This window comes from Pseudomonas sp. Z2-11 (assembly GCF_054161305.1).
In genome coordinates, this window is sequence record NZ_CP096395.1 from 5,094,702 (window position 1) to 5,107,118 (window position 12,417).

At 59.0% G+C, this 12,417-nt stretch carries 12 protein-coding genes; 5 read left to right on the forward strand and 7 right to left on the reverse strand.

Going from position 1 to position 12,417, the window contains the following annotated elements; genetic code table 11:
• Positions 1–78 precede the first annotated feature (78 nt).
• Entirely contained in the window at positions 79–747 is a 669-nt protein-coding gene (locus tag M1E16_RS22625; protein WP_434655798.1) for an acyl-homoserine-lactone synthase, read from the forward strand.
• On the opposite strand, the gene M1E16_RS22630 is transcribed toward M1E16_RS22625, so the two are convergent.
• Entirely contained in the window at positions 717–1,445 is a 729-nt protein-coding gene (locus tag M1E16_RS22630; RefSeq protein ID WP_434655795.1) for a helix-turn-helix transcriptional regulator, read from the reverse strand. The two genes, M1E16_RS22625 and M1E16_RS22630, sit on opposite strands and share 31 nt — an antisense overlap.
• A gap of 210 nt (positions 1,446–1,655) precedes the next feature.
• Positions 1,656–2,294, reverse strand: a complete 639-nt coding sequence (locus tag M1E16_RS22635; RefSeq protein WP_458128429.1) for a glutathione S-transferase family protein — start codon at positions 2,292–2,294, stop codon at positions 1,656–1,658.
• Positions 2,295–2,389: 95 nt separating this feature from the next.
• Here M1E16_RS22635 and M1E16_RS22640 point away from each other — a divergent pair, with 95 nt between their 5' ends.
• Positions 2,390–3,490 (forward strand): transketolase-like TK C-terminal-containing protein, encoded by a 1,101-nt coding sequence (locus M1E16_RS22640; protein ID WP_434655790.1) that lies wholly within the window; start codon positions 2,390–2,392, stop codon positions 3,488–3,490.
• Positions 3,491–3,500: 10 nt separating this feature from the next.
• On the opposite strand, the gene M1E16_RS22645 is transcribed toward M1E16_RS22640, so the two are convergent.
• Positions 3,501–3,953 (reverse strand): MarR family winged helix-turn-helix transcriptional regulator, encoded by a 453-nt coding sequence (locus M1E16_RS22645; protein ID WP_434655787.1) that lies wholly within the window; start codon positions 3,951–3,953, stop codon positions 3,501–3,503.
• 174 nt (positions 3,954–4,127) lie between these two features.
• Between M1E16_RS22645 and aceE the strand changes: the two genes are divergently transcribed.
• Together aceE and M1E16_RS22655 are read left to right on the forward strand one after the other, a co-directional pair.
• Positions 4,128–6,797: a pyruvate dehydrogenase (acetyl-transferring), homodimeric type gene (gene aceE, locus M1E16_RS22650; RefSeq protein ID WP_458128430.1), complete on the forward strand. Its 2,670-nt coding sequence runs from the start codon at positions 4,128–4,130 to the stop codon at positions 6,795–6,797.
• Between the two features lie 343 nt (positions 6,798–7,140).
• Positions 7,141–8,190 carry a hypothetical protein gene (locus M1E16_RS22655; RefSeq protein ID WP_434655782.1) on the forward strand — a complete coding sequence of 350 codons (1,050 nt, stop codon included), beginning with the start codon at positions 7,141–7,143 and terminating at the stop codon, positions 8,188–8,190.
• 69 nt (positions 8,191–8,259) lie between these two features.
• On the opposite strand, the gene M1E16_RS22660 is transcribed toward M1E16_RS22655, so the two are convergent.
• Positions 8,260–8,973 carry a FadR/GntR family transcriptional regulator gene (locus tag M1E16_RS22660; protein ID WP_458128431.1) on the reverse strand — a complete coding sequence of 238 codons (714 nt, stop codon included), beginning with the start codon at positions 8,971–8,973 and terminating at the stop codon, positions 8,260–8,262.
• Between the two features lie 96 nt (positions 8,974–9,069).
• Between M1E16_RS22660 and M1E16_RS22665 the strand changes: the two genes are divergently transcribed.
• The gene (locus tag M1E16_RS22665) at positions 9,070–9,813 is read left to right on the forward strand and encodes a FadR/GntR family transcriptional regulator (protein ID WP_458128432.1); all 744 of its coding nucleotides are present in this window, start codon (positions 9,070–9,072) and stop codon (positions 9,811–9,813) included.
• Between the two features lie 124 nt (positions 9,814–9,937).
• Here the strand turns inward: M1E16_RS22665 and M1E16_RS22670 are convergent, their stop codons facing one another.
• The 3 genes from M1E16_RS22670 to M1E16_RS22680 all read right to left on the reverse strand — a co-directional run bounded on the left by M1E16_RS22670 (position 9,938) and on the right by M1E16_RS22680 (position 12,408).
• The gene (locus M1E16_RS22670; protein WP_458128433.1) at positions 9,938–10,660 is read right to left on the reverse strand and encodes an oligogalacturonate-specific porin KdgM family protein; all 723 of its coding nucleotides are present in this window, start codon (positions 10,658–10,660) and stop codon (positions 9,938–9,940) included.
• A 130-nt stretch (positions 10,661–10,790) separates the two neighbouring features.
• Positions 10,791–11,558 carry an ABC transporter ATP-binding protein gene (locus M1E16_RS22675; RefSeq protein WP_458128434.1) on the reverse strand — a complete coding sequence of 256 codons (768 nt, stop codon included), beginning with the start codon at positions 11,556–11,558 and terminating at the stop codon, positions 10,791–10,793.
• A 10-nt stretch (positions 11,559–11,568) separates the two neighbouring features.
• Positions 11,569–12,408, reverse strand: a complete 840-nt coding sequence (locus M1E16_RS22680; protein WP_458128435.1) for an ABC transporter ATP-binding protein — start codon at positions 12,406–12,408, stop codon at positions 11,569–11,571.
• Positions 12,409–12,417: the final 9 nt, after the last annotated feature.

The window sequence follows — 12,417 nt, forward strand, 5'->3', positions numbered from 1 at the left end:
GCTTTTTTTGAATGATGTGCCATGCTCTGCGCGCGCTAACAGCTCAAATATCAAATACGCAAGGACATTGCAGGGCATATGGACAAGGTCAGCTTTCACGCCATCAACTACTCAGACGCCTCGGAAGACTTACTGGCTGACCTGTATGGCTTGAGGAAGGAAGTTTTTTCCGACCGACTTGACTGGCGAGTCACCACTCACCTTGGCAGGGAGATCGATGAATATGACACTGCCTGCGCAACTTACCTGGTAGGTTTTTACGCGGGCCGCCCCCTGAGTAGTTTGCGCCTGATCAATACGTTGAATCCTTATATGGTCGAAGGTCCATTCCGAAACTTCTTCAACTGCGAACTTCCTAAAGACCAGGCGATCGCCGAGTCCAGTCGTTTTTTTGTTGATAAGACCCGCTCCCGAGCCATGGGACTGAGTCAGGTGCCGCTCACCGAAATGCTGCTTCTGGCCATGCACGATCATGCTGCCCGGCAGAACCTGGATTCGATCATAACGGTGGTCAGCCACGCCATGTCGCGCATCGTCCAAAGAGCGGGTTGGCACTACGAGGTGTTGGATACCGGCGAAGCTTCCCCCGGCGAAAAGGTCCTGCTGCTCAACATGCCGGTGCGCCCCGAGAACGACTGGAGCCTCAGGCAAACGATAGAGGCAAGGCAGCGTCGTGGCGTATCCGCTGCCGAAAAACCGCCGCTGACCTGCCAGATTCAGACCAACCCCAGGCTGACCGCTTTGTAGACGGCTTGCTTGGCGTTGCAAACGCTAAGCTTGTCGACAATGTTCGCCATATGGAATTTCACGGTGCGCACGGAAATGGCATGAATGGCGGCGATTTCGCTGTAGGCCTTGCCCATGACCACCCATTTCAATACGCCAAGTTCCCTGTCCGACAGACCGGCCTCAGTCAACTCGGGAAACAGCTCGCTCAAGGAAAAACAATCAGTCAACCTGTGTTGAAACTGAATGAGCGTCATCTGGATCTCTGCCGCCCTGCGCATCATGGTTTGCTCAAAATCCTCACGCCGCTCGGTGTTGCTGATGCTCAGGGCAGCGAACAAGCCATTGGCATCATGCAAGTTGAACGTAAAGCCGTCGGATATCTGATATTTCTCCGAGGATGCGAATACCGCCTGGCCTTGATCCGTCGCCTTGGAGTCAAGCGCTTCATGCCAGAAGAAAGGTGCTATGCACTTCAAACCGTGCTTGATGACCGGGTCGACAAGATGATAATTCTCGGCCTTGTACACATCGAGCCAGCGTTTGGGGTAGTTGGAGAAAATCCTCGGCTTTACCTCTCGTCCCTTGTACATGACAAAGTAAGCATAATGGCATCCGTCCAACGGACGCAGGCATTTCTCAAATGTACTCTTGAGTCTTTCATCCAATTCAGACCCGGTATTTATGACTCGCCGGCCTTTTACAGCTTGACTGCTCATAAAAATTCCCTTTTTTATGGGTTACTTATTGTCTTGTTTTTCCTGTTGTCGCGTGATGGGAAACATTCAATCCAAGTATCAATTCGTAGTAAAGCCAAATCACTACTACATACTCGGTGATCCGAACGAAGCAAGACTTGAGGCTGCTCAACTCTGGGCGGAGTCACCTTTTCTTGCCGGTCAGGCGACTCGCTCCAGCGCAGCAAGCCATCAACTTGCAGGTGTTTCTCGAGACTCTGCCAGCCCGGCTTGCACAGCAGGGCGGGACTCGATCATTTTGAGCCAGCCCAGCACGTGAGGGAACGGCGTGATATCCAGTTCCAGTTCTTCAGAGGTGCGCAGCCAGGGGAACGCCGCGATATCGGCAATGGAATACTGGTTGCACGCCAGGTAGCTGCGCGCGGCCAATTGCTTGTCCACCACGCCATACAGACGCAAGGCTTCTTTGCGATAACGCGCGATCGCTTCCTCGTTATGCGTGGTGCTGCCGTGCAAGAACCACCAGAGCTGGCCGAGCATAGGGCCGATGGCCCCTACCTGGAAGAACAGCCACTGCTGGACTGCAAGCTGGTCGGCAGCGGTATCAGGCAGCAGGCAAGCGTACTTCTGCGACAGATACCCCAGGATGGCGGCGGATTCGAAAACCGAAACCCCAGCTTGGTGATCGACAATGGCGGGTATTTTCCCGTTGGGATTTATGGCGAGGAACTCCGGTGAATGCTGCCGTCCTTCAGCCAGGTTGAGCTTCACCAATTGGTAATCGATGCCCGCCTCTTTCAAGAAAATACTGATTTTCTGCCCGTTGGGTGTATCAGCCGTATACAGCGTGATGGGGGAAGCCGCGTTCATGAGGAACTCCATTCCAGGTCAATTTCATTGCATTTGCAATCATATTGAGCCGTACCGTATGGTGCAAGCACGACGGAACGCACGGAGATTTTGGAATGATCGGCTTTTCCAGCTTCAGTAAAACACCAGAGACCCGCCTGGCCGCTCAGGCCTGTATCGATAAGATCCGAACGCTTTCAGCGCTGCACATGGATGGTTTCTCCTCACCGCTCTACACCATGATCGACATCGCCAATCGCCTCGAAAGGGACCCTGGAACAGCCAGGCATGTCTGGGTGATCCGCGCCAACAAGCAACCCCAGGTCGAGCACTGTCACACCCGCATCAGCGCCTGGCCCCTGCGCCTGAGTCCCGACGCTCGTGCCAGTGAAAAACCGTTGCTTTACCTGACCAGCTCGGCAACATCGGCCGAACTTTGCGCGCTGTCGAACGAGTCCGCGAACCGTGGAATCTTGTGTAACGACATCGAAACCCTGCCCTCGCGATGGCCCAAGGGGGCTCACCCGTGGTTACCGCTCTGGCTGGCGGCCAACCCGCAATGCCTGCCGTTCGACCCGGCCAGCGGTGCCGAAGCGCACGCCATTGCCCTGGCCGCTTTGGAGAGCCTTTACGTGGAGGGCAAAGACGGTTTTTATTACATGGCGCTTCACGATGAGCCCAACGATTTCCTCGGCCCTGTTGGCAACATCAGTGCAAGCCAGGCGCTCAAGGGGATGTACAAGCTCACCGAGATCGAGACGGAGTTCGGGGCGCCCCAGGTTCGCTTGCTGGGTGCCGGGCTGGCATTGCAGTCGGTGGCGAACGCGGCGCAAATGCTGGCTGAACACTGGGGAGTGGCAAGTGAGTTGTGGAGTTGCCCCAGCTACACCCGCCTGGCCCGTGATGCGGACACCGCACGACGCTGGAATCGACTGCATCCCGAGAAGCCGAAGCGCTCGTCGCATTTGCTCGATTGCCTGGGCAAAACGGGCAGCCCGGTCGTCGCGGTGACGGGTTACGCCCAACACGTTGCCGATCAGATTGGCGCGCACGTCACGTCACGGTTCGTGGCACTCGGCGCCGATTCGGCCGGAGTCTCCGCGCAAGCCGTGGATAAACACTGGGTCGTGGTGCTGGCCTTGCAGGCGCTGGCTCAGGAGGGCGTCATCGAACAGGCCTGCGTCAAGCAAGCGATGAGTCGATACCTGCTGCAATGACAGCCCGCGCCTATTTCCTCCGACCACTGCTGCGCGCCGCTGTGGCCGCACGCTCCAGCGCTTCGCTGAAGACTCGCTGCTGGTCGTCGTCGAACTGCGCCAGGAACAATTCGTCCACCGCCTCTTCGTAGATTTTCCACATTTTCTTGCGCAGCACTTTCCCGCTCTCGGTGATGGCGGCGTACGCACCTCGGCCGTCATCACTGGCGCGGCTACGGGTGACCAGGCCTTCCGCCTCCAGGCGGTCCACCAGGCGGGTGAGGTTGTAGCGCTCGATGGCCATGACATCGGCCAGTTCGCTCATCCGCCGGGCGCCGTCGGGGCCGCTTTCCAGGCCCCATAACGCGTCGTACCAGGCGTAGGCCGGCAGCCCGGCGGCCGCCAGCCGACGCTCGATTTCGCGGATCAGGCAACGGTGGGCCCTGACGAATCTGAACCAGGTATCCGGCTCGCTGGATGACATGCAGCACCTTTCTCAAGAAATCGATTTAGTTGCAATTGTAGCGCGCGGCAGGCTAAGTTCTCGCACGTAGTTGCAAGTGCAACTACAAAATTCTCGAAGGTTGGCGTCGACCCACGCCCCTTAGTCAGGCACCAAACGACTCGGTGCTGCTGCACTGTCCAGGAGACGACAACGATGGCACAACAATCCATGTTTCTCGACGAGGATCCACAAGAGACTCGCGAATGGCTCGAATCCATTGAATCGGTGGCGAGTATCGAAGGGCGCTCTCGTGCCCACTACCTGATCGATCAGATGCTTGATTTCGACGCCAACCGCCACGGTGATTTCTACGGGCGCGTGACGACGCCCTACGTCAATACCATCCCGGCCGACCGCCAGCAGCCCTACCCCGGCGACCTGGCCGTGGAGCGCCGGATCAATGCCTATATCCGCTGGAACGCGCTGGCCATGGTGCTGCGCGCCGGCAAACATTCGAACGTCGGCGGGCACATCGCGTCCTACGCGTCGGCGGCGGTTTTGTATGACGTTGGCTTCGAGCATTTTTTCCGTGGCCGCACCGAGCAGTTCGCCGGTGACATGGTGTACATCCAGGGCCACTCGTCACCGGGCATCTATGCACGCGCTTATCTGGAAGGACGCCTGAGCGAAGAACAGTTGGATAACTTTCGCCGCGAGACCGACCGCGACGGCGTTTCGTCCTATCCGCATCCACGGCTGATGCCTGACTTCTGGCAGTTCCCGACAGTGTCCATGGGGCTGGGTCCTATCACGGCCGCGTATCAGGCCCGGTTCATGCGCTACCTGGAAGATCGCGGCCTGAAGGAACACCAGGGCCGCAAGGTCTGGGCGTTTCTCGGTGATGGTGAAATGGACCAGCCCGAATCCCTGGCGGCGATTTCCCTGGCGGGCCGGGAGAAGCTCGACAACATCATCTTTGTCGTCAACTGCAACCTGCAACGCCTGGACGGCCCGGTGCGTGGCAACAGCAAGGTGATCCAGGAATTCGAAAGCCTGTACCGGGCGGCCGGCTGGAATGTGATCAAGGTGATCTGGGGCAGCGGCTGGGATGCCCTGCTCGATAAAGACAAGAGCGGCCTGCTGCGCCAGCGGATGATGGAGTGCGTGGACGGCGATTATCAGAACTACAAATCCCAGAACGGCGGCTATGTGCGCGAGCACTTCTTCGGCAAGTATCCAGAGCTGCTGGAGCTGGTCAGCGACCTGAGCGACGACGATATCTGGAAGCTGTCTCGCGGCGGCCACGACCCGGAAAAAGTCCACAACGCCTATGCCGCCGCCATGCGCCACACCGGCGGGCCGACCGTGATCCTGGCCAAGACCGTGAAGGGTTTCGGCATGGGCGAAGCCGGTGAAGGCCAGAACATCAACCACCAGCTCAAGAAAATGGGCGACGACGCGGTCAAGGCGTTCCGTGATCGGTTCGGTCTGGAACTCAGCGATGACCAGCTGGGCGACATGCCTTACCTCAAGCCGGCCGCGGACAGCGTCGAGGCGCTGTACCTGCAAGCCAGGCGCAGCCAGTTGGGCGGCTATATCCCGGCCCGTTTTAATGCCGTGGCGCCATTACAGGTCCCGCCCTTGTCGGCGCTGGATACACAACTCAAGGGCACTGGCGAACGGGCGATCTCTACCACCATGGCGTTCGTGCGCATCCTCGGCACACTGCTGAAGGATCCGAATATCGGCAAGCTGATCGTGCCCATTGTCCCGGACGAATCACGGACCTTCGGCATGGAAAGCCTGTTCCGCCAGATCGGTATCCATTCCCATGTCGGCCAGCTGTATACGCCGCAAGACGCCGGCCAGTTGAGCTATTACAAGGAAGCCCGAGACGGCCAGATCATGCAGGAGGGGCTGAACGAGTCCGGCGGGATTTCTTCATGGATCGCCGCGAGTACGTCCTACAGCACCCACGGCGTGATGACGGTGCCCTTCTACATCTTTTATTCGATGTTCGGCTTCCAGCGCGTCGGCGACCTCGCCTGGGCCGCCGGTGACGCCCGGGCTCGCGGCTTCCTGCTCGGCGCCACCTCCGGCAGGACCACGCTGATGGGCGAAGGCCTGCAACATGACGACGGCCACAGCCATGTGCTGTCCTCGACCATCCCCTGCTGCGTGTCCTACGACCCGACCTACGCCTATGAATTGGCCGTGATCATCCAGGACGGCATGCGGCGGATGTATGCCGAAAACGAAGACATCTTCTATTACATCACCGTACTCAACGAAAACTACGCCCACCCTGCAATGCCCGAAGGTGTCGAGCAAGGCATTCTCAAGGGCATGTACCGGCTCTCGGCGCCTGAAAAGCCTGTCGAAGGCAAGCATGTCCAACTGATGGGCTGCGGTTCGATTCTTCAGGAAGTGGTCGCGGCGGCGCAGTTGCTGGAACAGGACTTTGGCGTCAGCAGCGAAGTCTGGAGCGTAACCAGCCTGACCGAACTGCGTCGCGACGGCCAGGAAGCCGAACGCTGGAACCTGCTGCATCCCGAGCACGCGCCGCGTATCGGTTATGTGGAAAGTTGCCTGCAGGACAAACAGGGGCCGGTGGTGGTCGCGACTGACTATATGAAGATATTCGCCGACCAGATCCGCCCGTTCGCACCCAATCGACGCTTCGTAGCCCTCGGCACCGACGGTTTCGGCCAATCGGATACCCGTGAGTCATTGCGCAGGTTTTTCGAAGTGGATCGTCACTTCATCGCACTGGCGGCGTTGAAGGCCTTGGCCGATGACGGGAAAATTCCCCGGGAAAAAGTAGCGGAGGCAATCAGGCTCTACGGTATCGATCCGCAAAAGCAGAACCCTGCGAAGGTTTGATCTCCACAAGAGACCTGCAGGAGCGAGCTTGCTCGCTCCACGGTTTGCTGCATTCAGTTTTGGAGTTATGAACCACCCCGCAGCGCGCTCTCCAACGGAACGGTAGATTCCTTTTCTCTCTGACTATTCAAGAAGACTTCAGCCTCGCTTGAGTCAATTTTTCAGCACGCTATCAGCCATACTGATAGCGTGCTGAAGTGTTGTTTCAAGTCCTGCCTAGAGGCATGAGCGCGTCATCTGCGGGAAAGAAGAGGGTATCGCCTGCTGTTCAGCGGCAGGTGATGGACGCAATAGTGGCGTTTTAGTAGCATTCGCCACTTTATCGATCCTTCAAGGATGACCTATGCTCGCCCTGCCTCGCTGTCCTGCCCCGTTGCTAGCATTGTCCGCGTTGTTTTTATTGCTCGGCGGTTGCAGCGTCAATGGCAGTTACCCCGATGCCATCGAACCGGACGCCGCCAAGTTGAGGTTCGTCGCCAATACCAGCAACGCCACGCTGGATTATTTCGACGCGGCCCATTGCGACGGACAAACCACGGGCATCCTCAACAATATGCTGTTGAGCGATACCGCGCGGCGGGTGGGGATGAGCGTTCCGGCGCCCAAGGATGCCAGGGGTTATCTGGAAGTCAAACTCAAGCCCGGTGAGCAGATTCACCTGCGCACCAACATGAACAGCGGTTATGCCGTGTGTGGCAAGGGCTTCAACTTTACACCCGAGGCCAATGCCGAATACGAGGTGACGTTCAAGTCCGAGAAGAACTTCTGCCTGACTCAGTTGCAACGTTTGCAACGGGTCGACGGCAAGGACGTGCGCACACCGATCCCGATCCTGAAAAAAGACTTTCCCGCCTGCTCCGGCCGCAATGCGCTGTTCCCCAAGACCTACCCGGACACACCCCATCGCCTGGAATTGATGAGCCGGGTCATCGATAAAAGCCTGGTCGTCACGGTGAAGACGGATCCGGCCAAGGAAAAAATCGAAAGTTATTCGCCAGAGAAACTGGACACCCTGATCAGCGAACGCAAGGCCAAGCTCGGTTTCGACCTGCCGGCTGACTACTGGACGCTGTACCGGGAAAACCTGAAGTCGTTTGGCGATGACATGGCGCAGAACAAGACGCACTCGATGGAACGTTTCAAGGAGGAATACCAGACGCGTCTACGACAGCTGAAGGACGAGCAGTTGGAGCAATGGGCGTTACCCAAAACCGCCAATGCCAAGCCGGAGAAAGCCGAGATCGACCTGGACGTTGCGATGATGGTGGAGTACTTCCGGATCGGGAATGGGGTGACGGTCGAAGCGGTAACTCGTCACCTGGAAAGGATGGCGCAGATGGACGAGCATTACGGGGTATGTGCGCGGTTTACGGAGTGCTGGAAGCGCAATTAGCAAGAGGATGGGCCGGCCGCCTTCGCGAGCAAGCCCGCCCGCCTGCCCCCGCAGGGTCTGTGGTGCGAATTATTGCTTCGCCAATTCTACCGCGCCCCGGACCCGCTGCTGCATGTTGATCAGATGCAACCGCATCGACGCCCGCGCCGCTTCGCCGTCCCGTCGCGCCAATGCCGCGTAGATCTGCTCGCGTTCGCGCACCATCAATGCTCGATTTTCAGTTGCCATCGCTGGCACCGCCTGCTGGACCACGGCGATCAGGGTATTGCCGACGTGCGCCATCGCGTCGATAAAAAAGCTGTTGCCGGTGCATTGGGCAATCTGCCGATGAAATTCGAAATCCGTTCGGGCACTGTTGTCGTCCGTTGCGTCGGCGGCATTCGCCGCATCCAGCGCTTCGCGCATTGCCAGCAACTGCTCCGGCGTGACGCGTTGCGCAGCGATGCCGGCCGCTTCCACTTCCAGGCTCAGGCGCAGTTCGATGACGGCCAGCGCGTCATGGGCGCCGCCCTTGATGTGCTTGCCGCCCTGGAAATCACCCGGGCGCGCGGTGTCGACGACGAAGGTGCCGATGCCATGGCGCGTCTCGACCAAGCCTTCGGCCTGCAGCCGCGACATGGCTTCGCGGACCACGGTCCGACTGACGCCGCGCTCTTTGATGATCACCTGTTCGGTTGGCAGTTTGCTGCCCGCCGGCAGCTCGCCTGCGAGTATCTGCTGCGTCAGGTCGACCACCAGTTGCTGAGTCATGCTCAGGCGTCGATCGGTTGTGACACGCTCCATTGCACCTATCCATCAAGCCAGACGATCGCGGCATTATAGCCGCGACCTTGGGCCAAAACTCACTATAATGCCCGCTGATCACACTAGAGCACGCCGATGACGGACCAAGCGTTATCTCCATTGAACAAGCCGCGCCGCCTGGCCGAAACACTGGTCGACCGTTTTGCCCAGCGCATGCGCGACGGCATTTTGAAATGCGGCGAAAAGCTCCCCACCGAAGTGCACATCATGGAAGCCGAGGGCGTCAGCCGTTCGGTGGTGCGCGAGGCGCTGTCGCGCCTGCAGGCGGCGGGGTTGGTCGAGACCCGCCATGGCGTCGGTACGTTTGTCCTGGATATGCCGGCACCGGAGGGGTTCACCCTCGGGCCGGCGACCATTGCGACGTTGTCGGACGTACTCAATTTGCTGGAGTTTCGCCTGAGCCTGGAAGTGCAGGCCGCCGGCATGGCCGCCGAACGCGCCACGCCCGAAGCCCTGGCCGAACTGGCCCAGGCGCTGGAGGCGTTGCTGCAAGGGCCGGAAAAATCCGGCACCACGATCAACGCCGATTTCCAGTTCCATCTGAAAATCGCCAAGGCGGCCGGCAATTACTACCTGATCGACATCATGAAGCACCTGGGTACAAAGCTGATCCCGCGTACCCGGATGAACTCCGCCTACTCCGGGCAAAGTGATCGCAGCGCCTACCTGCTGGGGATCAACGCCGAACACCAGCAGATTTTCGATGCCATCGCCAGCCGCAATGCCGACGCGGCGCGGGCGGCCATGTACCTGCACTTGAGCAACAGCCGCATGCGCCTGTGTGAAACCCAACAACGCCAGGCGTTCTACAACGAATAACCTTTGTTCCCTGTGGGAGCGAGCCTGCTCGCGAAGACGGTGGCACATCCAACATCACCGCCCATGACAAACCGCTATCGCGAGCAAGCTCGCTCCCACAAGTTGATCCCGGTGATTTCGCGACTTAGAAAAAGTTGTATTGAATACCCACCCGCAAGCGCAACTGCCGATCACTGTCCACCGAATTGACCTTGATGTCACCTACCTCAAAGAACGGTGCCCAACGCTTATCCCACTTGTACTTGACCACGGCATTCTGCTCATAGTCGTCAGTACCGCCGTTGTAACGAATGTAATCGGCATCGAAGTAAGTCAGTTGGTATTCATAGGCCCACGGCCCCTGGTTCGCATAGTTGATGTAGACGTCGTAGCGATGGATCGTCTGGTCGTCCTGGCCATTGTCCGGCACGTCGCGATCCACCTTGTCGCGGTCCAGTTTGCTGGCGTCGTAACGGTAACGCCCGGCGATGCTCAGTTCCTTGGTGATCTTGTAGCCCAGGCGCAAGCCCATCTTGTAGGTGGTGGACTCCTCGTCGCTTTCCATGGCGAACGAAGGCGTCAGCGTCCAGCGGTCGTCGATCTTGTGCTGGTAGTTGACGGTGAACTCATGGCCGCTGCCGACAGTGTTGTCGAAGGCGACATCTTCCCGATCCCCGGCGGTCTTGTATTTGAGTTCCCCTTCCAGGCCCACACCGTTATCCAGCCTGATGCCGAACTTGGCGCGGTCGGCGTGCATGCGGGTCTTTTCGGCGTATTGATGGCGAACGTTGATGTAACCGGTATCGGCCTGAGCGACAACCGAAGTGAACAATGAAGCGATCGACAAAACGGTAAATATCTTTTTCATGTTTTTTATTCTTGTTGGTTGAAATCAATAGTTGGGGTTAACGTCAAATCGCAGGCGAGCGCGTGCGCGCATTGAAACTTGCGGTTCAACGTGTGCTGCGGTTTAAAACAGTTACAGCGGCTTGGTTACTTCATACGGCGATGGGTATTCGCTGTATGTCGCGACTGGCTTGCACCAGCAAACGGGTGTACTCGTGGGCGGCGCCATCGCTCGCCAGCAGCTGGCTGTCGAGGGTTTCCACCACCCGGCCCTGTTGCATCACCGCCAGCCGATCACACAAGTGCGCAACGACGGCCAGGTCGTGGGTCACCATCAGGTAGGTCAGACCTTCCTGACGACGCAGATCAGCCAGCAGATTGAGAATTTCCGCCTGCACCGAGACGTCCAGCGCCGAGGTTGGCTCGTCCAGCAGCAATACCCGCGGCCGCAGGATCAGCGCCCGGGCAATCGCCACGCGCTGGCGCTGGCCGCCGGACAACTGATGCGGATAACGAAAGCGGAAGCTGTCGTTCAAGCCGACCTTGCGCAGGATCTCGCTGACCTTTTGCCCGCGCCCGTCGATGCCGTGAATGCGCAGCGGTTCCTGCAACGCGGCGTCGATGGTGTAGCGCGGATGCAACGAAGCGTAGGGATCCTGGAAAACCATCTGCACGGTGCGGTAGTGGTCCAGCGGCAGCTTGCGCGTCACCGCCCTCCCGGCGATCTGCAACCGCCCCTTCCAGTGCTGGTACTGTCCGGCCAGGCAACGCAGCACGGTGGTCTTGCCCGAACCGGACTCCCCTACCAGGCCGAATGCCTCGCCTTCGCCAACGCTCAGGTCGACGTCGTGCAACACCGCGTTCAGTGCGGCGCCGGTACCAAAACTGAGGTTCAGGCCGGCGATTTCGATCATGTTCATGACAGGCTCCTCAAGCGTTCAACCAACGTGGGTCGCGCTGCAGCACCGGCAGCGTGGCGCGCGGGTGGTCCAGGCTTGGCAACGCGGCCAACAGGCCTCGGGTATAGGGATGGGTGGCGTTATCCAGGTCAGCGGCGGCAATCGACTCGACCACCCGGCCGGCATACATCACCAGCACGCGATCACAGAAATGCCGCACCAGGTTCAGGTCGTGGCTGATGAAGATCAGTCCCAGGTCACGCTCGCTGACCAACTCCTCCAATACGTTGAGCACCTGCCGGCGCACCGACACGTCCAGCGCTGAGGTCGGCTCGTCGGCGATGATCACCTGGGGATCGGTAATCACCATCATGGCGATCATGATCCGCTGCCCCATGCCACCCGAGACTTCATGGGGGTACAGGTCATAGACCCGTCGAGGGTCGCGGATGTGCACCTTGGCGAGCATATCCAGGGCCCGTTCCCGGGCTTGGTGATGGGGCACCTTGTGATGGGCGAGATAGGCTTCGGCGATTTGCTCGCCGACTCGCACCACCGGGTTCAGCGAGTACTTCGGATCTTGCATGATCATCGACATGCGCGCGCCACGAATCGCCTGGATCTGCTTTTCGCTGGCCTTCAGCAAATCGATGTCGGCAAAACGCAGGGTCTTGGCGGTGACCCGCGCCGTCGGCGGATGCAAGCGCAACAGGCTGCGGCCGACGGTGGATTTGCCCGAGCCGGATTCACCGACGATGGCGAGTTTTTCCCGCCCCAGGTTGAACGATACGTCACGCACCGCCAGGGAAGTTTTGCCCGCGTTGCGAAACTCTACGCACAAATCCTGCACGGCCAGTTTTATCTCAGTCATGGGAGGTTC